The organism is Nocardiopsis kunsanensis DSM 44524, from assembly GCF_000340965.1.
GTDB lineage: Bacteria > Actinomycetota > Actinomycetes > Streptosporangiales > Streptosporangiaceae > Nocardiopsis > Nocardiopsis kunsanensis.
Genome location: NZ_ANAY01000020.1, coordinates 43,611 through 68,550 on the forward strand (window position 1 = coordinate 43,611; position 24,940 = coordinate 68,550).

Here is a 24,940-nt window from a genome sequence, read left to right on the forward strand (position 1 = left end):
CACCGGCTCGGACGGCGGACGCCGCCGGAGGGGGTTACTGGAGATCGCGCCCGGTCGCCAGTCGACGGGTCTCGAGCTGGGCTCCCGTGTGCAGTATGTCAAGTTCCCGCGCGGTTTTGACCACTTCCCCGATGATCACCACCGCCGGGGGCCGTACGTCGGCCGAGCGGGCCTCGTCGGCAATGGTCGACAGGGTACCCGTCACGATTCGCTGTCCAGGCAGTGTCGCTTCCTGCACGACCGCCACGGAGGTTTCGGCGTCACGGCCGTGCGCGACCATGGCCTCGGCGACCTGTTCCAGGCGCGCCACTCCCATGAGTACGACGACAGTATCCCCCGACATGGCAAGTGCGGCCCAGTCGATGGTCGAACGCGGGTCGTCGGGCCCCACGTGGGCCGAGACCACGTGCGCGCCCTGGGAGACACCGCGGTGGGTCGTGGGGACACCGGCGGCGGCCGGGGCGGCGAGTGCACTGCTCACACCGGGCACGGCCATGACCGGTACGCCCGCTTCGGCGCAGGCGGCGGCCTCCTCACCGCCGCGGCCGAACAGGAAGGAGTCCCCGCCCTTGAGCCGGACGACGAACTTCCCGTTCCGGGCACGGTCGATGAGTACCTCGTTGATGGCCTCCTGCGCCATCGACCGACCGTAGGGGATCTTGGCGGCGTCGACGATCTCCACGTCGGCCGGGAGGCGGTCGAGCAGAGAGGTGGGAGCGAGGCGGTCCACGACCACGACGTCGGCCTGGGACAGCAGCTGTTGGCCCCGGACCGTGATCAGGCCGGGGTCCCCGGGGCCACCGCCGACCAGGGCCACGCCCGAGAGGCGTTCCCGGCCCCGGCGGGCATCGAGGGTTCCGTCGGCGAGTTGGTCGGTGACGGCGTCGCGGAGCCCTGCCGCGCGGCGGGGGTCTCCGGAAGCGACCACACCCACGGTGACGTCGTCGACCGTGCCGCTGGCCGGGGTCCAGGCCGCGGAGACGTGCCGGTCGTCGGCGCGCACGCACCACAGGCGGGCGTTCTCGGCCTCGTCGGCGACGGCGGCGTTGACGGCGGGGTCGTCGGTGGCGGCGTGGACCAGCCAGTAGGTGGGGGCCTCCGGCCCCGCGACGTCACCTGGTTCGTAACCACGGGCGTGCCACGTCAGGTGTCCTGCGGAGGCCAGGTCCTCCAGGGCGGTGGACACGGACGGGGAGATCAGGTGCACATGCGCGCCCGCGTCGATCAGGACAGGGATTCTGCGCTGGGCGACCTCGCCCCCTCCGACCACGAGCACGTCGCGTCCGGCCATGCGCAAACCAAGGAGGTAGGTCACGGGCATTCCCCTTCAGTCGTCCGGCGCCCCGACGACGTCGACGGGATACGTGTGGGGCGTTGCCCTCACACCGCCGGCGTTGGTACGGCGTTCTCTCCACAGCAGCTTGCCAGAATGCTGTGGAACGAGGACGAATCGGGGTGGCCCCAGCGATACGGCCGTCCCGCACCGACCAGCGGTGTCAGGTGCGGGACGGTCCTGGTGCGAGAGCCGGGCCCCGAGCGCGCGGGGCACGCGGACGGTCAGCTCAGCGAGGTGACCCCGGAGTCCTCGAAGGTCGCCACCGATTCCAGGGCGCGTGCCGAGGCCTGGAGCAACGGCAGGGCGAGCACGGCACCCGAGCCCTCCCCCACACGCATGCCCAGGTCGATCAGGGGAGGCAGACCCAGGTGTTCCAGGGCCAGCGAGTGCCCCGGTTCGGAGGAACGGTGACCGGCGAAACAGGCGGCGGCCGACTCCGGGGAGAGCGCCACCGCCGCGAGCGCGGCCGAACCCGCGATGACCCCGTCGAGGAGGACGGGGACCCGCATCGCAGCGCCACCGAGTACGAACCCGGCCAGAGCAGCGTGTTCCAACCCGCCCAGGGCCGCGAGAGTGCCGACCGGGTCGGCGGGATCCACCGGGTTGGCGGCCAGCATGCGCTGCACGACGTCGACCTTGTGGGTGCGGGTCGCCTCGTCCACGCCTGCGCCCTTGCCCGTGGCGTCATCCGGTGTGGCCCCCGTGTAGGCGCAGATCAGGGCGGCGGACGGGGTCGTGTTGGCGATCCCCATGTCGCCGGTGACCAGGCACCGGTGGCCCGAGGAGACCAGGTCGCGGGCGACCTCGATCCCCGTCTCCAGGGCCTGCAGGGCCTGCGGCCGGGTCATCGCCGGCCCCTGGGTGGCGTCCGCGGTGCCGCGGGCGACCTTGCGGGACAGCAGACCGGAGGCCGAGGGCAGGTCCGCGGCCACACCCACGTCGACGACGGAGACGTCGGCCCCGACCTGCGCGGCGAACGTGTTGACGACCGCGCCGCCGGCCAGGAAGGTGTCCACCATCTGCGCGGTGATCTCCTGCGGCCACGGCGTGACCCCCTGTGCGTGCACCCCGTGGTCGCCCGCGAAGATCGCGACGGCCGCGGGGGCGGGTATCGGGGGCGGGCATTCACCGGAGAGCCCGGCCAGGCGTACGGAGACCTCTTCCAGGACGCCGAGGGCGCCCTGGGGTTTGACCATCCTGCGCTGGCGGTCCCTGGCTTCCTCCATGGCGCGGGCGCTGCCCCCTGTGATGGCGGTGATGGTTTCCTCCAGCAAGCTCGTCGGCTCCTGTCCGGGCAGGCCACGACAGCCGTAGCGGTCGTGGTGGACGGCCCAGGACAGGGGCCTTTCCTTCACCCAGCCTCCGAGGCCGAGTTCGGGTCCGGTGGGAAATTCGTCGACGTGGCCCAGGCACAAGTAGGCGACGACGCCGAGATGAGGGGGTAGGTCGAGAGCACGCGCCACGTCGCGTTCGTCGAGGAACGAGACCCAGCCGACGCCGAGGCCTTCCGCGCGTGCGGCGAGCCAGAGGTTCTCCACAGCCAGCACGGCCGAACGATGGGTGCTGGTCGGGTCGGTGCCGCCTGTGTCCGTGTGGTGGGGACCGCGTGTGGGGTCGACGGTGACGGCGATGTTGAGGGGGGCTTCGAGGACGGCTCCGGCCCCGAGCCCGGAGAACGGTTGAGCACGGGTTCCCGGGTGTGAACGCGCGTACTCCGCACGCTCGTCGAGGGCGAGGTCGTGGACTCGGGTGCGCAACGCGCGGTCGTCGATGACCAGGAAGTCCCACGGTTTGGTGTCGCCGGCGCTGGGGGCCCGGTGTGCGGCCTCCAGGACGCGGGTGAGCAGGTCGTCGGGGACGGCGTCGGGACGGAAGCCGCTGTGGGCCTCGTGGCGTTCGTCGGTGGCTCGGTCGTCGGCCGAACGCTCGGCGCCGTCAGGGGCCTGGTCCTGCTGGGCCGCGGCGCTGCCGGGGAGCTCGTCCGCGGACGCGTGGTCCGCGGACTCTGCGGGCTCCGGGGGCACGTTCCCCCGGGCCGCTCCGGCCGGCGGCCCGGTTGCGGCCCGGGGGCCTTCCGGCGTGGGGTCGCCGTTCCCCGGGGCGTGCGGTCCTTCCGGGGCGGGCCCGTCACCGGCCGGGGCCTGTGTGTCCTCGGGGAGCTGCTCCGCGTGCTCGGGACGCGCGTCGGCCCCGGAGGCACCGGGTGCGGCGCCGTCACCAGGGGCGGGCTCCGCACGGACCTCGGACGTGCCGCGTGTTCCCGTTGAAGGCGTGAGCTCTCCCGTCGGCCCACCGGCCACCGCAGGCTCACCCGCCGAGGGAGGGTGTTCATCCCCACGGCCGGGCTCTTCGCCCCCGCCGGGCCCGGGGTCCGGGTCCGCCCCCGCAGGCGCGTCGGAACCGGTCTCCCCGGAGGCGCCCGGTGCGGCGGTGCCACGGACCCCGTAGGGCTCGGTGTTGTTGTCCGCGCCGGAGGCGTGTCCCCCGGCCACTACGGGCACCGCGTGCCCGCCGGTTCCGCCCACGCCGCCGGTCCCGGCGCCGGCGGACGCATCCGAGGTGCCGGGGGGAACAGGTGAGCCGTACGTGTCCCGGGTCCGGGCCTCAGGGGATACGACTGCAACGTCCTGTGGCACACCGGAGGGTTCCGGTCCGGTGTGCGCACCCGGGACCCGGCCGCCCTCCTGTGCCGCGGGCACGGGACGGGCCACCGGTGCAGAGGGGTCTCCAGGCACGGCGGGGGTACCTGGTTCAGGGGCGGGGCCGGGGGCCACAGCAGGGGCAGGTGCCTCCCGCTCCGTGTGGGGGTCCGGTTCCTCACGGGGGTCGGCGCTGCCTGCACGCTCCTCGTTCCCGTCCGCGCCCTGTGTCTCGTGGGCCTCGTCCCGATCGGGGTCCGGGCCCCCGGACACATGTCCGTCGGCGGGCCCGGGGGCCAGGCCCGAGGGGACCGGGCCGGTAGCGGCCCCGTGTGCTTCCGGCGGAGCAGGCTCGGCTTCGCCCGCCTGCGCGGCCTGTACCTCGTGCGCCCCTCCTACGTCCAGGGCCCTGGACCCCTCCTCACCTGCGACCGTGTTCGGGATGCTGTGACCACCGGGTGCCTCGTTCCCGGCACGGTCACCGGGGGTTCCGGGCACGGACCGGCCGCCGTCCGCCTCCTGGTCCTCTCGTTCCCCGTCCCTGTCGGGGATCGGGGCTCCGGGTCCGTCCCTGACGTCCCCGGCCTCGGTGGCACCGGCGCCCCGGCTCTGCCGAGTGGGGGCCAGAGGTCCGGTGGGGGAGGCCAGTCCCAAAGGGTCGGGGTCGGCGTCCGTACTCACCGGCGGTCCCGCGGGCGGGGGCGCGTCGGTGGGGGGTGAAGGCTCGGGGCCCTGCCGGGGCCGCCCGCCGGGGGACGGATCCCGGAAGGGGTTGACCGGTGCTTCGCCCCCGGAACCGCGACCGTTCTCGGGCAGCCCGCCCAACAGTCCGTCGAGGAACGCCCCGAGTTCGTCCTCGCCCTGTGCGTCACCCCGGCGGGTGTCCTGGCGGTCGTCGTCGGTCATGTTCGCTCCCCGGAGAGGTCCATCGCTGCCCGTCGGTCCCGATCCGGCGCGGGAGATGGAGGGGGAAGGTGCCCGCGCCCGGCAGCGCCACCCGGCGGGTCCGGGTGCCGAAGTCACCCACAACTGTGCCAGAGACCGTCCGCCTCCGCGTCGGGAGACCTCGGAGTACCGGCCCAGGGGGTAGAAAACCGGGTGCGCTGGCTTTTCACTCCTTCTAGGATGAGCCACCTCTATCCCGCCCCGCCGGCACGAAAGGGCCCCCATCATGAGTGAGCACCAGGAGAAGCGGGTGCTGCCGTCGGTCGTGCTCGAGACCGAGCGGCTCCGGCTCCGTGCCTTCCTCGAGGACGACATCGAGGACGTCCTGGCCACTTGCAGCGACCCCGATCTCCAGAGGTGGCTCCCGCTGCCCTCCCCCGACACCCCGTACACCCGCAAGGACGCCGAGGCGTGGTGCCGCGAGGTCGCCCCGGGCATCCGTACGCGTGGCGAGGGCCAGCAGTGGGCGGTGACCGATGCCGGTTCCGGGCGCTTGGTCGCCTCGATCGGCCTGGTGCGGATCGACTGGGCCGCCATGAAGGCCGAGATCGGTTACTGGACCTGCCCGTGGGCACGCAAGCGGGGGTACATGACCGAGGCGACGGTGGCGGTCTCGCGGTGGTCGCTGGACCAGGGGTTCCACCGCATCGAGATCAAGGCGGCCACGGAGAACCTGCCTTCCCGACGGATCCCCGAACGCACGGGCTACACGTTCGAGGGCGTGGAGCGCAGCTCCATGCCCAACCACGGCGGCCACCGTGAGGACATGGCGGTCTACAGCCTGCTGCCGTCCGATCCGCGCCCCTGACGCCGCTCCTCTGCTCAGCCCCACACCCTGGCGAGCGACCACTGCCCGGTGGCGGTGTCCTTGCGGAGTTCGTACACTCCCTGCGCCCGCACGGTTCCGGCCTCCACCCGCCAGTGCCACCGTTCGGATGCACCGCCGCCGGGTGCGGGTGTCCGGTCCGTGCGCAGGCTCACCCAATGGTCGATGATGCGGCGCACCCCGTACAGACGGCCGTCCCAGGTGAACCTGGCCGGTCGGCCCTCGTCCTCCACGACCGTGATCTGGGCCCCGTAGTGACGGACCATGCCTTCCCTCGCCTCTCACTCGGCGGACTCCGGCCCGGGGCGTGCTCGGTACACCCGACGGGCCCGGCCGTGGGGAAGAACGGCCACTCCTTCGAACAGGTGTACCCACACTAGCGAAAGCCGGGCGTCCGGGGAACTGTTTCCGGCTGTTCGGCATCCTCCTGTGTGAACCGAGTTACCCCTGCGGCACCCCGCCGCGCCACCACCAGCACCGATACCGTGCAGCCCTCGCCCCACCCCTTCCGCTCCGGAGACCGCGGCAGCGGCGCCGGACAACTCCGGCTCCCCACCGTCGAACGCCCGCGGCCCACCGGCCCCGGGCCGGGCCCCGCCCCGGACTCCCACACACGGCGCCACGGCGTCCTGGATACGCTGATGGGTGCCGATCCGATGAACCTGCGAGGTATCCCCCACCGTGATGTCCAACGGCCAGAACAGCGGAAAGCCCCTGCGTGCAGGGGACCCGCACCAGCTCAACGGCTACCGCGTGGCGAGCCGCCTGGGCCGCGGCGGCATGGGCACCGTCTACCTCGCCGAGGACGAGTCCGGCCAGCAGGTCGCGCTGAAACTCATCCACCCCGACCTCGCCGACGACGAGGACTTCCGGCGCCGATTCGCGCGTGAGGTCGAGTCGGCCCGCCGGGTGGCGCGGTTCTCCACCGCCGGGGTCATCGACGCCCGGTTGGAGGGCGAGCCGCTCTACATCGCCTCCGAGTACGTGCCGGGCCCGCACCTGGGCGAAGCGGTGAGGGCCGGCGGCCCCATGTCGGGAGGCACCCTGGAGAGCCTGGCCATGGGTGTGGCCGCGGCGTTGACGGCGATCCACGGTTCCGGGGTCGTCCACCGCGACCTCAAGCCCGCGAACGTGCTGCTGTCACCCGTGGGACCCAAGGTCATCGATTTCGGGATCGCCCGCGCCCTGGACGACGTCGGCGGCGGGGTCACCCGGTCCAGCCAACTCATGGGCACCCCCTCGTACATGGCACCGGAGCTGATCCTGGGTGAGCAGCCCACAGCGGCCGCGGACGTCTTTGCGTGGGGTTGCCTGGTGGCCTTCGCCGGGATCGGGGCGGCCCCCTTCGACGCCGCGACGGTACCGGCGGTGCTGCACAACATCTCCACCGCACCGCCGCGCCTGCAGGGCCTGGACCAGGGCCTGGACCAGGGCCTGTCTGAGCTGGTGGTCGCGTCCCTGGACAAGGACCCGCGCAACCGGCCGACCTCCCAGCAGATCCTGGCCCGGCTGACGGGGCAGGAACAGCCGGAAGAGGCCGAGGTCAGCCGGTCCATCTCGACGTCCTGGGCGCCGCCGAGCGGCGTCCCGGTCCCGGGCGCTCCACCACGGGGGACGGCGGCGCACGCCTCCGATGCACCGGACCGGCCGAGCGGCCCCCAGCAGCCGTCCGAGAGCCCCCAGCCACCACCGGGCGGATCCCGGCAAGCGGCCCCGGGGCCCCCTCCGGACGGGCGGCCGGCCGTACCCCACGCGGCACCGCACACGCAGGCCCACGCCGCGCAGCAGGGGTCGGGCCCCTCCGGCCCCCGAGTCCCGTCCGGGGCCCCGCAACAACCACCGAACGCCCCCCGACACCCTCACCCGGGCCAGGTGCCGCCGGGGGCGCAAGCACAGGGGTTCCACCCCTACGCGGGCCCGTATCCCCAGCCGCATCCGTATACACACGCCTCACCCGCGCAGGGGCAACAGGCCTTCAGCGCCTCCGGTGCCCCCGGGTTCCCCAACGGTCCCGGTGGTCCGCACCGGCCCGGGCCGCCACCGTCCGCTCCGGGCGGTCCCTCCGGCGGAAAACGCCGCAGGCGGACGGTCGTCGCGGCGGCCGGCGCTGCGGCGGTCCTGGTCGTCGCGCTCATCGCCGCGGTCACCGTCCTCCGGTCACCGCCCGTTCCCTCCGACACCCTGTCGCTGTACAGCACCGACTTCTCCACGCCCCCGGAATGGCTCCTGAACACGTTCGAGGGCGACCCCGAGGACAGCGACGGTTACTGGGCGGAGGAACAGGCGGTCCTGCTGCACGTGGACCCCTCCACCCAGGACAGCCGCGGCGAGTACCTGGAACGTGAGGAGGTCCTGCCCGACCGCGTGTTGGTCACGGCCACCGCACACGTGCTCGAAGGCCCCGACGAGGCCACGTTCGGCGTGCGCTGTTGGGGCAACGACGGCGAGGACGAGTTCACCAAGTACGAGGCCGTCGTCCGAGCCGACGGCCAACAGGCCGAGATCCGGCGTTCGGCGGAGGAGAGCGGGGACAACGCCCTCGCCACCGCCCCCGAGGTGCCCGGTTTCGAGGAGTTCGAGAACCTCGGCCCCGACCGCGACGCCCGTGCCGGGATCGACGGCTACTCCTCACCGGATGCGGTGACCAACACCCTCTCGCTGTCCTGCGAGTACGACGCGGACAACGGCGTCATGGACCTGTCCCTGTGGGTCAACGACAGCTTCGTGGTCTCGGCCGTGGACGAGAACCCGCTGCCCGACGACGCCGAGGACGAGGAGGACCGCCGCCGACCCGCCGTCATGGCACGTGCGGCGCCCGGCAACGAGTCGACGGTGGATGTGCTCTTCCGGTCCTTCTCGGTGCACGAGCTCACCGACGAGCCCTGAGCATCCGGCGGGTGTCCTTCCGGCCCCGGGAACGGAGCGCAAACCCCGTGCCCGGGGTCCTCATCCCCCGTCCCCGTCCCGGGGCTCCGGTGTGGGCCCGCCCCGCGCGTCACCGGCCCTGCGTACGTCGTCGCGTGCATCGGCCACGGCCTTCTCCGCGGCCTCAGCTGCGTGCATCGCGGCCTGCGCCGACGTCGACCGGCCCGGGTCGGCCGCGGTGATGCTCCGCTGCTCCGTCCCGGTCCTCTCGGGCTGCTCCTTCTCAGTGGAGGGGGTGGCCTGCGCGGCATCGCCCGCGAAGGCGTGGGTGACATTCTTGACGGCCTCGGTGAACTCGCCGGGGATGACCCAGAACGTGTTGCCCTCGCCCTGTGCCAGCGCCGGCAGGGTCTCCAGGTACTTGTAGGCCAGCATCTTGGCGTCGGCGTCGTTCTCGTGCACGGCCTGGAAGACCCGCTCGACCGCCTGGGCCTCGCCGTCGGCGCGCAGGATCGCCGCCTGCTGGTCGCCCTGGGCCTCCAGGATCGCCTGCTGCCGTGCGCCCTCGGCCTTGAGGATGCGTGACTGGCGCTCGCCCTCGGCGTGCAGGATCGCCGCCCGCTTGTCGCGGTCGGCCCGCATCTGCTTCTCCATCGCCTCCTTGATGGTGGGCGGCGGGTCGATCGCCTTGATCTCGACCCGGTTGATGCGGATGCCCCACTTGCCGGTGGTCTCGTCCAGCACCCCGCGCAGGCGGGTGTTGATCTCCTCGCGGGAGGTCAGGGTGCGTTCGAGGTCCATGGAACCGATGACGTTGCGCAACGTGGTGACGGTGAGCTGATCGATGGCCTGGATGTAGTTGGCGACCTCGTAGGCGGCCGCCTTCGGAGCGGTGATCTGGTAGTAGAGCACCGTGTCGATGTTCACCACGAGGTTGTCCTCGGTGATGACGGGTTGGGGACGGGAACTGAAGACCTGTTCCCGCAGGTCGAACTTGCTGTTGACCCGGTCCACGCCCGGGACGATGAAGTTGAGTCCGGGGCTCAGCGTGCGGATGTAGCGCCCGAAACGCTCGATGTTGTAGGCCCGTGCCTGGGGCACGATGCGGATCGCCGAGAGCGCCAATGCGACGAAGAGAACCGCAATGATGATGAAGGGAACGGACGGATCCATCGTGTGATCACCTGGCTTCGTTGGCTCTGGTACCGCCGTCTCTAGTACCGGCCCGATCGGTTGTTGCCGTCGGTCCCCTCGGGGCCGGAACCTCCGGGGAGGGTTTCGCGCGGGTAGACCACGGCGGTGGCTCCGTCGATCTCGACGACGTCCACGCGGGTACCCGCCGGGATGACCAGGTCCTCGTCGATGCAGCGGGCCGACCACTCCTCGCCGGAGAGTTTGACCCGCCCCTGCTCACCGTCGACGGGCTGCAGGACCACGGCCGAACGTCCCACGAGCGCATCCGCGCCCGAGCGCGTGTCCACACCCTTGGCGAGCTGCCGGTTGATGAGGGGCCTGACGAAGACCAGACCGGCGATCGTCGCGGCGGCGAACCCGATGATCTGGACAGCGACGGGCAGGCCGATCACGCCGAGGAGCGCAGCGACCAGTGCCGCGGTGGCCATGAGCCCGAGGACGAAGGTCAGAGTGAGCAACTCGGCCACGCCCAGGCCCGCGGCGATGAGGAACCAGATCAACCAGGCCGGCATCGTCGTCTCGAACCTCCCGCCTTCTTGTCGGGTACTGGTGTGCCTACCCACACGGGTGTGGCCGAGCACCCGATCAAGGGTCTCCGTTGCTTTCCCGGTATTTCCTGTGTGAAAACCGGCCCGCGGCACGTTCCGGTGCCGCGGGCCGGGTCCGGGGTCCGCCCCGGGACCGTCACCGACCCCTAGCGTCCGCCGGAGAACTGGTACACGACCTGGTAGGTGGGCCTGTTCTGCCAGTGCACGGGCCACATGTCGATGCCGCCGACGGACTGGTGGATCACCGTGTCCGCACAGAGCTGGTCCCCGGCGTCGCAGTGTTCGTCACCGGGGTAGACGTCCTCGGCCGGGGTCGCGGCGGCCTCGGCCAGGCTCTCCAGCAGGACCGTCCGGCAGGTGTCGACGTCGCCGTCCCCGCAGTAGGTCTCGGGCAGGGCCCCGTCCACGTCCTGGCCCAGGACCGTACGCAGGTCCTTGTCGACGTAGGACCACCAGCCGTTCTGGAAGGCCGAACCGCGGTGGTCCTGGGCCTGGTTGACGCTGTCCGGCTCACCGCCGCCGATCTGTCCCGAGGGGGACTCGTCGACCTGGGAGACCGCGGTGACCTGTTCGTAGAGCTCCTCGCCCAGGCCCGGTTCGAACTGGGCCCGCACCAGGAGCGGCCACCAGGCGTCCAGGACCCTGATCGCCTCGGAGTGGACGTAGGAGCCGGCGTCGCGTTCGGGTTCCTTGCGCAGGGCGCCGTCCTCGACCCAGGTGCGCAGTTCCTCCACGGTCCCGGCCAGTTCGGGGTCGGAGACCTCGGCGGTGTCGATGACCTCCAACAGCAGCGGAAGCACCTCCTGGGCCCGCAGGTCGCCCACGCCCGCCTCGACGGAGAGCGAGGTGAGAGAAGCCGGGGTGAAGGCGTGGCCCTCCTCGATCGCCGAGTCCACACGGGCTTCCAGCAGGTCGCTGCGGTGCACCGATCCGTGCGACCAGTCCGAGGTGTAGCCGTCGGCGGGTTTGTTGTTCCAGTTGAGCAGGTGGTCGGGGTTGATCTGCTGCGGGTGGTCCTCCGGCGGGTGGTGGTCGGCGAGGTTGGTCTCCGGGTCCCAACCCGACCAGCCCGCCTCGGAGGAGGCGTCGATGGGCATGTTCGGGTTGGTGCCCTCCGTGCGCACCGGGTTGGCCCCGGAGTTGACGAACGCGATGTCCTCACTGTCGACGTAGTGCCAGTTGAACGCGTACTCGATGTCGTAGGCCGCGTCGGTGAAGCTCTCCGCCGAGGTGATGTCGCCGGGGTCGTTGAAGCGCTGGAAACCGATGATGGAGTCGACCTCGCGCATGTAGGTCGAGCGCAGGTTCGTGTGCGCCACCGGAGTACCGTCGACCGTCGCGAAGGACTCCACCAGCCCGTACTCCGAACGCAGGGAGGTCAGGGTGTAGCCGCCCTCGGGGGTCTGGTCGGCGACGGTGGGCGACCACTCGTTGGTGACGCTGAGTTCCTCGAACTCCGTGCACTCGCCGGAGCTGTCGACGTAGGCGCGTGAGTCCGTGGTCGGGTCGGAGCCGTCGGTCTCGCACAGGGGCACCGCGTAGGTGTCGGTGAGATCCTGGTTGGCCGAGGTCGCGCTCCAGGCGTAGTCGGCGCCGCGTCCCATCTGGACGTAGAAACTCACGCCGGCGAAGGAGGCACCGCGGGCGCTGATGCCCGGCCCCTGCAGTTCCTGGAGCATGAGCATCTGCGGCGCGAAGTAGCCGGTCTGCGGCCCCATCACGGCGACGGGGCTGCCGCTCTCGGTGTGCTCGCCCGAGACCAGGAGAGCGTTGGACATGCCGCCGGGGTCGAGGAACTCCGCGGGCAGGACACCGTCGTTGAACAGGCCCTCTGCGGCGGAGAGGTCCTCCTCCTCGACCATGCGGTCGAGTTCCTCGCGCTGCTCCTCGGTCAGGTCCTCGAGCGTGCCCGCGTCGGATCCGGCCGGTTCCTCGGCGGAGGCGACGCGGGGATCCGGTGCTTCGCCGCTCTCCGCGGAGCCGTGTTCGTCGTGGACGATGTCGTACTCCTCGACCGAACCGGGGTCGGGCACGGACTCGCCCACGGGCTCTTCAGGGGTCCGGCTGTAGGGGAACTCCCCGTCCACGGTCACGGGTGCCTCGGGGTCGTTCTCCATGCGCCAGGCGTCGTAGAGCTCCAGGCCTTCCTCGGCGCCGTAGCGGTCCTGGAAGCCGGCCCGGGCCAGGGCCGACCGGACCTCGCCGCCGCCTCCGCCACCGAAGATCCCACCGACCATGGCGGCGATACCGACCACGTCCGTGGGGGTGAAGGGTTCGATCCCGCCCTCGTTCGTGATGGCGTCCTTGTGTCCGGTGAGCACGTACTCGCCCGGGAAGTCGCGGTCGTCGTCGGCCTCCTCGATGTAGGCGTTGATGCCCTCGAGGTAGCTCTCGACGTCATCCAGGGCCTGCTCTCCCCGCTCGCCCTGGGCTGCGACGCGGTCGACCTGGGCCTGCTTGTCCTCCTCGGTGTAGGGGGCGCTACGCCAGAGGTCCTGTTCGAGGCCACGGTTGCCCTCGGCTCCGCCGGCGAAGGAGGTGAGTTCGCCGCGGCCGACCCGGCGCAGCACGTCCATGAGGAAGAGGCGGTCCTCGGCGGCGGCGTACCCGGCGCCGTACATGGTGCCCTCGCGGGTGTCGCCGTGGATGTGGGGGATGCCGTGGGAGGCATCACGCGTGATGGTGACGTCCTCGCGGGGCCGGTACTCCTCACCGATGTCGTCGGGGTCGGCCCCGAACCCCGAGTCGAGGAAGAACTCGTCCAGGCCCTCGTCGGTGAGTCCTTCGTAGTTGTGGACGAGGTCGTCGTACATGTCCAGCTGGCTGGAGGAGTGCTCGGGCCGGGTCCCGAACGCCTGGTGTCCCAGGATCTCCACGAGGGTGGCGTTGCCGTTCTGGCCGGGCGGCAGGATGTCGTGGCAACCGGAGGGGGCGCAGTAGTCCTCGATCTCCTGCATGGACGGGAGCGCGGGTTCCTGCGGGGGTGGAGGCGCCTGTGCGGGGGCCGGGCCGGCCGAGGCGGGAACGGCGCTGACGGTGGCTGCCACCACGGCCAGAGCCACGCTCGAGGCGGCCGCGCCCAGGCGTTGTCTGCGGGAGGGGAGCATGTGCTGTTGTCACCACCTGGGAGTGCGGGCGATGGTCAGCGGCATGTTATGCAGCGACAACCGAATCCCGAAAGAGTTTCACGTTTTCTGGGGGAGCGTGTCGCACGGGGATCACGGACCGTAACGCCGACAGGTTTGGGGTGGCCCACGCCACGCGCAGTGCACTCGCTCGGACGGCCACCTCGGGAACCGACCGGGAACCTGACCACATCCGGCCAGTTGGGTACTCCGTACTGGTCGGGACCGGGGCAAGGACATCCCCTCCGACACGACCCACTGCAGAACCGCTCCTCCGCTGCCACAATCGAGCCATGTACCAGCAACCGGACCCCTACTCTGGTGATCACCATCAGCAGCCCGACCCGAGCGTCGGCGGCTGGGGCCTGCCCCCGAGCCTCGACGGCGGCGAACTCCAGCCCTACGGCGGCCCCGCCGGCTCCGACCCCCAGCTGCTCACCATCGGTGACATCTCCGTCTCCCAGCACACGGTGGTCACTCCGGGCGGCCGCTTCCCCCTCCAGGGCAGCGTCTGGACCGTCACGGACATGAGCCGCACCGATCGTTCCACCCCCGCATGGGCGATCGTCGTCGGTGTCCTGACCTTCTGGTGGACCTGCCTGCTCGGCCTCCTCTTCCTGCTCGTCAAGGAGAACCGCACAAGCGGCCACATCCAGGTCACGGTACAGCGGGAGGGCCATTTCCACGCCACCACGATCCCCGCGACCTCGCCGGCGGACGCTCACCGTGTCCACCAGCAGGTGAACTACGTGCGCTCCCTCAGTACCTGAACGCGGTGACCCGGTTCCGGTCCCGGGCGCCGCCCGGGGCCGGGTCGGCACTCGGCCACGGGTTCACCACCGGCGCTCCAAACACACGGCGCCGCGCACCAACTCCCGCCCCTCGTCGTCCAAGGCACGGCAAACCCGGGTTTGCCACGCAGGGCATGCATCCATACACGTAGGGCACCCTGGAGTCGAGCGCGGGAGGACCGAGAGCATGTTGTTCATCCTGGTGGCTCTGCTGATGACCACAGGTCAGTGGTGGACCTTCTGATCCTCCCGGATCGCCCGCGCCGACGGCCCCGCTTACTTCGCGAAACGCCGTGGGGGCAGCACAGCGGCACGTGTTAATCACCGGTAACGTGGTACGCGAAGCCCATAGCGACCGGTTTGGCGGAACACACGTGGTAACGAGACGCACCTACGGTTGACGGTCATTGAGAGGCTTTGCCCTCTTGTGGGCGACATCTACGAAATACCGTAGAATGTCTGTTCGGAAGCCACCGGCGCCACGGCACCGTCCCCACCCGTAGGATCGCCGAGTGGCCCCGCCACCCGGCACACGGCGCTCACCCGAGCCGACGGCGAAGCCGGCGCGTCCACCACCGCAGTGGCGACAACTGAACACGAGCACCCGTAGCTCAGTGGATAGAGCACCGGACTTCTAATCCGACGGTCGCAGGTTCGAACCCTGCCGGGTGCGCAACAAAACCCCAGGTCAAAGGGGGTGCGCGAGGGCCTTCAAGGAGGCCCCCGCTTCATTTCGGGCCCATGTGTGCTCCTCGTGTGCTCCCCAGTGCAAGGCCGCGTACATGAGGGCCGAGCATCTCGGGAGAATTTTTCCGTCCCGTGGCCCTCCGGGCTTCGGGCCGGGACGGCCCCGTGTCCGCCCACCAGCGCCCCAACACCCCACAGCCCTACCCCAGGGGCTATCGGAGCGTGTCAGCCGCCCATACGCCCTCAACGCCGTCCCCCACCCCGCGCAACAACACGACGGTCGCTTCCCCCGCCATGGCCATGTACAGGAACATCGACTAGCGCTTCCGCTGATACGTGTCTTGGACGAAGTAGATCATCACGGCCTCAATCCGGTGAATACCACCTTGGGCCTCCGTCGACGGTGGCTCCGCACGGCCAGCCGCGAGGTCGACATCGAGGTCCTCACGCACATCTCCCCGACCCGTAACTCAGCGGGTGAACCACTACGGCTTCACAGCCGTCGGCTACGAGCACGAGCTCGCGCAGCTGGATGAGAAAAGCCGCCGCCCGTGCTACATACCGTAAACGCTGACGATACCGCGACATAGCGGGCAGCTACGCAGGGGACTGCTATAGCCCGTCTGGTTCTATACGCCCCGTGGCCAGGGATTGGTCACCGGAAGCTACACCACTCCAAGAGACATGACCCGGAAAATCATCCCAGCAGTGACGGTGGGTGAGATTGGTCCACAGAAACTATGCTAGAGCCGCTTCTGATCGACGTCATCAGGGAGCAGTATGTGCAGAGATCAGACCTTCGCGCTCGTGCGCAGAAAGGCTCCTCCCTGCCCTATCAGGAGGCCAAAGGTGGTGACTGCGTAAGCGGACCAGAGCAAGGGAAGGCCCCCAACGGAAACGAGAGGGAACGTCAGCAGGACCAGCAAACCATAGAAAATCAGGAATGTGTACATGGCTGGTGTGGTTTGCTTCAGGGCTACCAAGCCCATCCCGGAAACCACCTGAACACTGTCGAAGAGCGCTACCAGGAACACGAGTGGCAGCAATGTGGCGACCATGGTCCGCACTTCAAAGTCATGGGTGAGAACGCTGAGTGCCGGATCGACCACGGACCAGAGGGCCACGGCACTGACCAGGGTGAGAGGAACAGCAACCGAGTAGCCTGAGAGCACTGTTCGTCGAACCTCGGACTGATCCCTCCGCTTTGCGGCCTTGGCAATGTAGGGGACAGTGGACTGGCCTACGGAAAGAGAGGGAAAGAACAGGAGGTTCGCGAAGAGTATGAGAAACTGGTGTGCTGCTGCGGCCTCGGCTCCGATCCGAGTCACCGCCACGATGAGAACGCTCAATGACACGGACTTGATCAGAAGTGTAGAGCCGGTGGGAAGCCCAACCTTGGCGATCTTCCACATCCCAGCCAATCTGGGAATCCCGGACAGCACAGAAACTTTCCCAAGGACAGGTATGCGGCGTACCGTGAACCAGGTGAGTGCCAGCGTGATCGTACTACCGAGGAGCGTCGCCAGACCTGCGCCGGCCAACGCCATACCGGGAAGCGGCCCCAGACCGAGGACAAGCGTGGGAACGAGCGTCAACGACAAGAGCGTGTGGACCAGGCCCAGCATAAGCACGGTGCGGTTCCTGCCCAGGGCGACCAAAAGAACCGTCGCTGATGCTGACAAGGAGACCGTGACCGCATGGCAGCCGATGAAAAGCGGGTAGAATCCCAGCGCAGAACGTGTGCTGTCAGTGACTCCGACTATAGCAGCCAGCATGGGAGTGGAGAAGATGAACAGTCCCGCCGTGGCTCCCATGAGCAGAGCCAACCATATACCATCGCGTATGACCGTGGCCAAGGCAGCGGAATTATCCTCGTTCTCCGCAATAAAAGGCATCGAACCTCGCAGGGATCCTTGAACGACCATAATGGTCGGCGCAAGAAGTGCGGTCACGAGTGCGTGTGCGGCCAGTGCTTCGGTCAGCAGGTTTCCAAGGACTCCGGCGGACACCAGGGCACCAGAAAACGACGCCACCATGGAGAAGTAGAGAGGCAAAGCCTTCTTGAGGATCCCGAAGGAACGCGAAGAAATCTTAATGCCTTGTGTTTCCCTCTCCTCTACCCCCATAACCGCCACCTGCATTTTATCTGTTTTATATTTCAAAATCCTCACAGCATTCTTACATCCAGACACACCAAGTGGCGCTTTGAGTCAGTATTGGTAAGGCAAAGCCAAGGCGAAGACCCTGCCTTGGTCCTCGATGAGAAGCCCTTCGTCCCGGCAACGGTCAATATGGGCGTTGATCTCTTCTTCTGAGGGGGCTTCGGCAAGCTGACCTACCTCCTTCACCAGGCGGGATCGACTCTTGAAGTTATCCATGCAAATGTTGTAGGCATGCGCCTGCCAGCCGCTCATAGAGATCCGACGGGCTGGAGACCTCCTTCTGTCCAAAATTTCCAGCCAACCAGGCCCCCTCCGAGCGAACATCGTAGGTCGTTTCCCCTCCTTCCACAGCGATCTCCAATTTTCCACAGCTTCCGAAAGTTCGGCCAGGGCTGAAGGGCTTGCGACTTCACTGGCATCGGCATCGAAAAAATAGGCCACATCTTCATTTCTGACCCTATTTTCTGGGTACACATGATAGTAGGAGCGCCTTGGTTTGATGTTTTTTATATGTGGACTGTGACCATTAAAATAAGGACTGAAGCGCTCCACCCAAATGGGATTAACGCCGTTAGGCGGCTCCAGGTGATGGAGAAGTGGGATTAGATTGGCTTGGAGACGGTAATCCTCATCACGCTCACCGGGAAACCCGGATAGTATATTCCAGTAGACGGATATATTAAAGTGGAGCGCCCATTTCAAGAGCCGGATATTGATGATCGAATCCGAGCCCTTTCTCATGATCTTGAGAACATTACTACTCAGGCTCTCAATCCCAGGTTGAACAGCGGTGACACCTGCACTGGCAAGGGATTTCACCTGGGCGCGGTCCAAATTAGCCTTAACTTCAAAGAAAAGGGAAAGCGTCCAGTCACTTTCAGCCATATCCTCGCAGAATTTACCCAGATACTTCATGTCAAGAATATTGTCCACCGCAGCAATAGCGGATATTTTGTAATTCCGGAGAAGTGTCTCCACCTCCGTGAAGGCTCGTTCTGGAGACTTCGCCCGGTAGTCCATACCCAGCGCGTTCAAGCCACAGAAGGTGCAGTGGTGCTTAGCCCCCCACCAACAACCACGGGAGAACTCAACGAGCAACTCTACTCGTCGTCCACGAAGGAGGCTGTCTCCCCCGTATTTCTCCAAGGTCTCGAAGTAATCTGTATAATCAGGAGTGGGTATGAGATTTAGATCAACAATGGAAGGTGCTCGCACCTCCTGCGTGGACGGAGTGATCGAATTATGGCGAGAGAGAACTCCCGACATCTTGATCTCTTTCTCACCCAGGGAAACTCTTCGGACAAGTTCAGGGAAGACCTTCTCGCCCTCGCCGATCACTGCGAAATCGATGAAATCGTGCGCTCGAAAAAATTCGACCCCCATAATCCCATCGAAGTTCGCCCCACCAAAGGCGATGGGGATCTCGGGAGATCTCTCCTTGATCATTCTTGCGAGCGCCAACGCTGATACATTCTGCATGAACGTCGAAGAGAAACCGATAAGGTCATATTCCATCCAATTCCTCTGGGAGATTTCGTCGAGCCATTCCGGAAAATTCTCTTCCCTGAAAAGAACAAGCTCCTCCTCGCTGATTCCGAAATCCTTTGCAGTTTCAAGCACTTCGGGGAAATCTGTTATGTATTCCCTGGCGTCTCCGGCGTCAGACCTGTAGGCGGCCCGACTGAAAAGCCACTCACCGAGCAGTGTGACACGCTCAGAACTCAAGTCACTGAAAGACTCGTAAGCCTCAACTCCGAGGTCTACCGCGAGTTCAATGTTCAGGTAGTGGACATCGACCTGATGCCCCTCAGCTTCGAGCACAGACTTCAAGAGTCCGCACTGGATAGATGGAGTGTCTATCCGTGACCAAGGCATGTTGATCAAGGCGATCCTGCAGACACGAGGGGGAAGAACTGAAGACATTTTTTGTGGCCACAACAGTTCCATATCACTAACCTTCGATTTGGGTAACAGAAATATCAGAAACCTACTATACCCGAGACTTCAAGTAATCTTCCTCCAATGGAAAGGTTCACCGCTACGAAGTCCCTTATAGGAAAGAAATCACGAATCTCCTTGTGCTGATCTTAGAAAAGAACCAAAGGAGTCAAATATCGTCTCCGGAGGGCAAACCATGTCTGATTCAGACCTGAATGCCACATAACCGTCCGGGCGGACAATAAGGGCACCGGTTTGGCTCACGACGGGATCCGGCCGGCCATGAGTGACATCCGTGACCTCCACCTCGAGCTGTTGGATCTGGATTTCCGGTACTTTCATGGGTGGGTTCTCTAGGAATTCTCGCCAACCGTGTGCATGCTGGCCAAGGAGGGCCAGATAGCGGTAGTCGGCTAGTTGAAAGGTTCCCAGCTTGCCACGAGACGTACAAAAGAGCCGGTGCGGCGCCCGATAGCCGACCTGACCAGACGGAGCCCCTGGGTCCTCCCAGCAAGCGTCTCCGACCTGACCGTCCTGGTTCGACCCTCGAGAATTGACTCCCATGCCAAAACCAAAAACGGAGGTGATGTACGGTACAGGTTTTCCACGTATCTCGCCCTTGAGATGCCAGGCTTGTCGGTTGGCATAGTAGCCGAAAGCCTGGTGAGCGGCAAAGCGAGCGAAAGCTCGGCGTTCGTTCGAATACTGGTCGAGAGTTTCCACGAAATCTGTTCCCTCGATGACCTCCGCTAGGCGCCAGGCCAACTCGGCTCCATCTTGAATCGCGGAGTTTCCTCCAAAACCTCCAACCGATGGAATGATGTGCGCCGCGTCTCCTGCAAGCAGGAGCCTACCGTCACGCAAGGAACGCGGTACCCGTTCGGCCATGGTCCAACTGGTCACCTCACCTATGCCTACCTCCAGGTCCTCGATCCCTGAGACCTCGCGGACAAGTTCCTCAGCAAACTCCTTGCCCCTAGTAGGGCTTTCGCTTGCTTTGGGAACTTCCATGGAGAGCACATATCGTCCACGAATATCCGTTGAATGCAACGTACCAAGCCCGTGTGTGGGATGACGAATGAAGAAGAGTACCTCTTCGGCCCCAATCGTATCGATAAGGTCGGCAGAGAAAACGATTCGGATGTACGTGGCTATGTCTCCTCTCCCATCGGTGGCGATGTCCATACTTTTTCTCAGAGGGGAGCGCGGGCCATCGGCTCCAACAACCCAGGAACTGTCAATAATCCTCGAAAAGCCTGTCTTTTTGTCTTCGACCACCGCAGTGACACCGCTGTCTCCGTGTCGTATATCCGTGAGGTTGCTTTCAAAGTCCACTCGAACTCCTAGAGCAAGGGATCGGGCCACGAGCATGCGTTCAAGGTTCTCTTGGGAGATCATGCCCCACGCGCTTGAACTTATGTGCGAGGTGTCGGGTGGCGTTGTTCCGAGAGCCTGCAATTGCTGAGTGAAGTCCTCCATGAGTGCCGTACGTCGTGTCCGTGCACGCGATTCGTCTTGCGCGATAATTCCCTCCTCCAAGTCGAGGAGTGCCAGGAGTTCCATGGTCCGCGCGCTGATTCCACGGGCCTTCGGTTGTACCGACGTTGACGCTCTCCTCTCGATCACTGTGGATCTGATATTCCGCTTTGCGAGGAAACAGGCAGTGGAAAGCCCAGCGAATCCTGATCCTACAATCAGAACAGGACTGAACTCTCGTTTTCGAAGTATTTTTTCGCCATTTATCATCTATCGCTGCCTCCTTCTGACGCCAGAGAATTCAGGCCGTCTAGAGTTCGTTGGTTCACAGTCACTCGCAAGAGCCCTATATTCGGGTGAAATTTACTTGAAGTTCTTTCTACTATATCTTCCAACATTCCCCCAGGAATTCCTTTCGCGTATATCGAAATAAAATTGGTCTGCGATTTCTGTATTTCGTGTTTTGGTAGGATTCGGCGAATCAGAGATTCTACGTGGTAGCGAAGAGCGATTGTGTCTTTTATCGCTTCGCGCCTCCAGTTTTTCCCATCCTCCGAGAATAGGGTGATGAGTGTGGCGAGTTGCAGGTGGTCCATGGAGAAGGTGTGCGCCATTTTTGACAGCTGGTGAATAGTTTCGGCCTTAGCGAAGACCAGGCCAAGACGCACTCCGGCCAGCCCATATGCTTTCGAAAGACTCAGAATGGAGATAGTATTTGTTTCTGTCAGCTCCTTTAGGTTCTCCGTATGCGGATCCACAGAGAAGGGATCATAAGTGAGATCGAGCACTACTCCAGAGGAGGCACCCGAGGCATCGAGAATAGACTCTCGCGTGTAGACGAAACCTGTGGGGTTCTCGGGCGAGCACACTACGGTCCAGCTCCCAGGAAAGCTGTAATGAGCCGGATCATCGCCAGAGGGATAATATAAGAATTTCATCCCAAGCTCTTTAGCAATCATGGCGAATCCGAAGTAACTGGGCTCAGGGATGTTAAGAGAGAGACTCTGGCTTTGGACAAATCTGAAGGCCAAGTGTAACCCCTCAGTGCACCCACGGACAAGGAGGACGTTTTCTGCTTCGACCCCATATGAGTCTGCAATGTCCTTGATCAGCTCTGGTTGTATTCGGTCAGGGTACCGACGCCAGGGCGTGTTCCCCACGATTTCGAGGACGCGTGATTTGAACCATGCAGGAGGATCTTGATTAGATTCTGTCAAATCGATACTCGGTGGAGGAGTTTCAAGGGGGATCTCAGATGCATTCTTCTCTTTCACTTGTTGTCCACACTGTCGGCAGAGCGCCCACCTGTCTTGGATTCTCCGGCTGTGTTGATGGACTCGAGGTCAAGCCCCATTTCGTTCATCAAGTAGAGACAGAAGGACCAGCAGCGCGCGCTTTCCTCTGTAAACCTTCCAAAAGTCTGAACATAGTCAGGTATCCACGAGAGGAGTTCGCCAATAGATTTTTCGACACCGATCTCCCCTGCGTAGTCCTTAAATGCCAAAGACGTATGATGTAAGAATTTATTCCCTGGCAATCGATCACAGAGTTCTGCATAGAAGACGGTCTGCAGGATCAACTCATGCCAGACATCATCGGATTCTTGGGTGAGAGGCATGAACTTACTCCCGCCGTTCTTAGAGGCAAGATATAGGAAGCGCATACACTCTTCAATTTGAACTGAAAGAACATCCCCTTTCCGCTCTGCGAACCTCCCCTCCAAATGTTCCTTAATTTCTTTCGGCAAGTACTCCGAAGTAATGTTTTTCATTTATTCATCTTCCTGTTCTGGTATTTGTAATATTTATTCGATCAGGCGGGTTCAGTATTGACACTAAAAAGGGATCCGCTGCCCCATTTTGGAGCTGCGAATCCCCTCTCTTTTACTCGATATCCACCCAGCAGTTCTTGGCGTACTCGGAGAGAGTTTCGTTCCCGTCGTTCTCGATCGAGTCGATGACGAGGTCCTTGACTTCTTCAATAGTCATCAGAATTCCCCTTTCTATTTCTTCCCTGGGTCAGGGTTTTATCATTCTACATTCGTTCAAATTAAGAATCAAGGAACTTGGTCACGTTTATTTATCATGGGGTTTTTGTTGCTCGTGTTTCTGTAGTGACTATAGGGGCTTGTGCTCCATTTTCTGAGAGGAATGATCAGATAAGAGAGCTTTTTTCTGCTGGGCACGTATGGTGCGCACCGCGTGCCTGGGACATGGACAAGGAAGCCATCACACCCGGACATCTGGAACGTAGGGAGAACGCTCCCGACCGAGCTCTGACAGCTGTTGTGCGTGCCTCTCCTGTATCCTGAGTCTGGCTGAACCCGCATGTTCGAACAGCAAGGCGCACCGGTGCCATTTCAAAGGCCATCGGACCTTTGATTTGATGGTCGACCAACCTCCTCCATGAGGAAAACCCAGGCAAGGACGGGCGTACCCGTCTGCTTACCTGGGATCGGTGGCACGGCACCGTGGGGCTCCTGGTGTACCCCGGTATTGGCTACCGCAGCGGAACTGAGCTGCTCGCCTGAGAAGAGGGCGAAGTTCCGCGCAACAGCGCGGCGGTGGCCTCGGCTGCGGTCTTGGCCACGTCCGGGAACACGGTCTGGTAAGTGTCTTGGGTGAAGTGGGCAGTGGAATGACCCAGCTCGTTCGAGACCACCTTCACGTCCGTGCCGGCCGCCAACGCCATCGAGGCAGCACCGTGTCGCAACCCGTGCAGGGTGATCGGCGGCAGTCCCGCCGCTCGAGCGATCCGGCAGAACCAATCACTGACCTGCCCCGGATGCCACCCGAAACCGTCCGACCGGGTGAAGACCAATCCGGAATCGGCCCACCTCGACCCCGCTTCCAACCGGTACTGGTTCTGCAACCGTTTCCACACGCGCAGCACCCGCACCGTGTCGGCGTCCAAGGTGACGGTGCGCCGCCCGGCCTCGCTCTTGGGTGTGGACGTGAAGGTCTCCCAGGACAATTGGACCACTTGGGTGCGGATGTCGGCCTCGCCGTCGGTGAGCCGAGTATTGGCCCAGGGCAAGCCGACCGCTTCCCCTCGCCGTAGGCCCTTGACCGCGACCAGGTGGAACAGCCCGTGCAGCCACGCGTACTTCTTCGCGTGTTCCAGGAAAGTGCGGGTCTGCTGCGGGGTCCACACCATCACTTCCCCCGGCACTGTCCCGTCCTGCTCCCACTGGCGTACCCGGTCCGGGGTCCACACTAGCGGGCGTTTCCTGGGGCAGGAGGGCAGCCGGGCGTGGGAGGCGGCGTTGACGTTCACCGGCTCCTCGGGGCTGCGCACCGCATTGGACAACGCGCTTCGCAGCGTGGCTCGGATCCGGTGCTTGGTCGACAGCGAAATCATCCTCTGGCCCCGCACCGACGCACGTACCTTCGCATCCCGGGAATCCTTGCACTCCAGGATTCGCACGTTGCGCTCCTCGATGGCATCGAACATCGTCTCGATCTGCTGCGAGGTGAGCCGGTCCAGCCGGATCCGGCCCAGGTGCGGCACGAGGTACTTACGGATGTGCCCCTCGTAGGAAGCCCGGGTCCCCCTGGCCAAATCCGGTTTCGCCTTCACCCACCCGTGCAGGTACTCGGCCACCGTGGGTGCTTCCTGGCGCACATCCACGCCAGTGCCCAGGCGTCGGCGTACTTCGGCCACCGACGGGGCCTGGACGCGCCGTTTATGGGTGTCCTGGATCAGGTCCGCGATGTCCACCTCGATATCGGCTTCACCTCCGCCCAGGTTTAGTAGAGCCTTGAGGTGGTCCAGAGTCTGCCAGGCCTGCTCCTGGCTCTCCATACCGGTGCGACGGGCCTGACGGCGCTTGCCTTCACTCGTGCGAGGCAGCTCGAGTTGGTAGCCCCAGTCGCCGTGGCGGGGATTGAACGCCCCGTCAGGGCGCCGCAGCTTCGGACACTGCGCTCCGAGCGCCCGGCCCGAGTTCTCGTCGCGGCATCCGCAGCGTTTGAATACTCGCCCTTGGTGAGAAGCCATCTACATCTGGTCTTTCTGCTGTTCACCGCGCGCACCGCATCCACACCTGTGTGTCGACAGCCCGGGCAGGTGGTCCAGGCCGAGGTGGGCGAGCACGCCGGCTGTGGGCACCACCCACACCTTGCCCGCCCGGTGCGCGGGCACCGGAAAGGCACCCTGGCGCAGGAGCCGGTAAGTACCGGTGCGGCCCAGACCGAGCATCCGCCCGGCCGTGACCGCGTCCAGCACCACCGGCAAGGCCCCCACCTCGTCGAGGCGAACCGGAGTCTTCGCGCTCATCCGAACCACCTCTTCACCAGTGTTGACCTGCACGGATACGGTGCGCGGCCCCGCGCTGTGCGGGGCAGGAGCCATCCACGCTCGATCTCGCCGAGAAGTGCAAGCGGATTGGGTCTTGCGCCCATCGGTT

Annotated in this window: 16 protein-coding genes and 1 tRNA gene; 4 read left to right on the forward strand and 13 right to left on the reverse strand. The window is 65.2% G+C overall.

The window, feature by feature from the left end:
• Positions 1–34: 34 nt before the first annotated feature.
• Together cobA and cobT are read right to left on the reverse strand one after the other, a co-directional pair.
• Positions 35–1,315 (reverse strand): uroporphyrinogen-III C-methyltransferase, encoded by a 1,281-nt coding sequence (gene cobA, locus D456_RS0114400; protein ID WP_026115886.1) that lies wholly within the window; start codon positions 1,313–1,315, stop codon positions 35–37.
• Positions 1,316–1,557: 242 nt separating this feature from the next.
• Positions 1,558–4,881, reverse strand: coding sequence for a nicotinate-nucleotide--dimethylbenzimidazole phosphoribosyltransferase (cobT, locus tag D456_RS0114405; protein ID WP_017576889.1), 3,324 nt, complete (start codon positions 4,879–4,881; stop codon positions 1,558–1,560).
• A gap of 265 nt (positions 4,882–5,146) precedes the next feature.
• Between cobT and D456_RS0114410 the strand changes: the two genes are divergently transcribed.
• The gene (locus tag D456_RS0114410; RefSeq protein WP_017576890.1) at positions 5,147–5,728 is read left to right on the forward strand and encodes a GNAT family N-acetyltransferase; all 582 of its coding nucleotides are present in this window, start codon (positions 5,147–5,149) and stop codon (positions 5,726–5,728) included.
• Between the two features lie 14 nt (positions 5,729–5,742).
• Here D456_RS0114410 and D456_RS0114415 read toward each other — a convergent pair whose 3' ends face one another.
• Positions 5,743–6,012 carry a DUF6504 family protein gene (locus D456_RS0114415; protein WP_017576891.1) on the reverse strand — a complete coding sequence of 90 codons (270 nt, stop codon included), beginning with the start codon at positions 6,010–6,012 and terminating at the stop codon, positions 5,743–5,745.
• 418 nt (positions 6,013–6,430) lie between these two features.
• On the opposite strand from D456_RS0114415, the gene D456_RS0114420 reads away from it, so the two are divergent.
• Positions 6,431–8,632: a serine/threonine-protein kinase gene (locus D456_RS0114420; protein WP_017576892.1), complete on the forward strand. Its 2,202-nt coding sequence runs from the start codon at positions 6,431–6,433 to the stop codon at positions 8,630–8,632.
• 60 nt (positions 8,633–8,692) lie between these two features.
• On the opposite strand, the gene D456_RS0114425 is transcribed toward D456_RS0114420, so the two are convergent.
• The 3 genes from D456_RS0114425 to D456_RS0114435 all read right to left on the reverse strand — a co-directional run bounded on the left by D456_RS0114425 (position 8,693) and on the right by D456_RS0114435 (position 13,460).
• The gene (locus D456_RS0114425; protein WP_017576893.1) at positions 8,693–9,784 is read right to left on the reverse strand and encodes an SPFH domain-containing protein; all 1,092 of its coding nucleotides are present in this window, start codon (positions 9,782–9,784) and stop codon (positions 8,693–8,695) included.
• A 41-nt stretch (positions 9,785–9,825) separates the two neighbouring features.
• Entirely contained in the window at positions 9,826–10,317 is a 492-nt protein-coding gene (locus D456_RS0114430) for an NfeD family protein (RefSeq protein WP_017576894.1), read from the reverse strand.
• A gap of 182 nt (positions 10,318–10,499) precedes the next feature.
• Positions 10,500–13,460, reverse strand: coding sequence for a penicillin acylase family protein (locus D456_RS0114435; RefSeq protein WP_017576895.1), 2,961 nt, complete (start codon positions 13,458–13,460; stop codon positions 10,500–10,502).
• 311 nt (positions 13,461–13,771) lie between these two features.
• Between D456_RS0114435 and D456_RS0114440 the strand changes: the two genes are divergently transcribed.
• Both D456_RS0114440 and D456_RS0114445 read left to right on the forward strand, forming a co-directional pair.
• Positions 13,772–14,248, forward strand: coding sequence for a hypothetical protein (locus tag D456_RS0114440; RefSeq protein ID WP_017576896.1), 477 nt, complete (start codon positions 13,772–13,774; stop codon positions 14,246–14,248).
• A gap of 621 nt (positions 14,249–14,869) precedes the next feature.
• Positions 14,870–14,942 (forward strand) — tRNA-Arg (locus D456_RS0114445).
• Positions 14,943–15,747: 805 nt separating this feature from the next.
• Here the strand turns inward: D456_RS0114445 and D456_RS0114460 are convergent.
• The 7 genes from D456_RS0114460 to D456_RS0114485 form a co-directional block, all read right to left on the reverse strand.
• Positions 15,748–17,127, reverse strand: a complete 1,380-nt coding sequence (locus D456_RS0114460) for an MATE family efflux transporter (protein WP_152442571.1) — start codon at positions 17,125–17,127, stop codon at positions 15,748–15,750.
• A gap of 39 nt (positions 17,128–17,166) precedes the next feature.
• Positions 17,167–19,065: a RiPP maturation radical SAM C-methyltransferase gene (locus D456_RS25670; protein WP_083904590.1), complete on the reverse strand. Its 1,899-nt coding sequence runs from the start codon at positions 19,063–19,065 to the stop codon at positions 17,167–17,169.
• A gap of 117 nt (positions 19,066–19,182) precedes the next feature.
• Positions 19,183–20,802 (reverse strand): FAD-dependent monooxygenase, encoded by a 1,620-nt coding sequence (locus D456_RS25675; RefSeq protein WP_083904591.1) that lies wholly within the window; start codon positions 20,800–20,802, stop codon positions 19,183–19,185.
• On the reverse strand, positions 20,799–21,806 hold the full coding sequence (locus D456_RS25680; RefSeq protein ID WP_160166727.1) for an aminotransferase class I/II-fold pyridoxal phosphate-dependent enzyme: 1,008 nt from the start codon (positions 21,804–21,806) through the stop codon (positions 20,799–20,801). The genes D456_RS25675 and D456_RS25680 overlap by 4 nt, the downstream gene beginning before the upstream one ends.
• Positions 21,803–22,303, reverse strand: a complete 501-nt coding sequence (locus D456_RS26610) for a hypothetical protein (protein ID WP_152442572.1) — start codon at positions 22,301–22,303, stop codon at positions 21,803–21,805. Before D456_RS26610 ends, D456_RS25680 begins: the two co-directional genes overlap by 4 nt.
• A gap of 728 nt (positions 22,304–23,031) precedes the next feature.
• Positions 23,032–24,531 carry a tyrosine-type recombinase/integrase gene (locus D456_RS0114480; protein WP_026115889.1) on the reverse strand — a complete coding sequence of 500 codons (1,500 nt, stop codon included), beginning with the start codon at positions 24,529–24,531 and terminating at the stop codon, positions 23,032–23,034.
• Positions 24,532–24,810, reverse strand: a complete 279-nt coding sequence (locus D456_RS0114485) for a MerR family transcriptional regulator (RefSeq protein ID WP_017576904.1) — start codon at positions 24,808–24,810, stop codon at positions 24,532–24,534.
• Between the last annotated feature and the right edge of the window lie 130 nt (positions 24,811–24,940).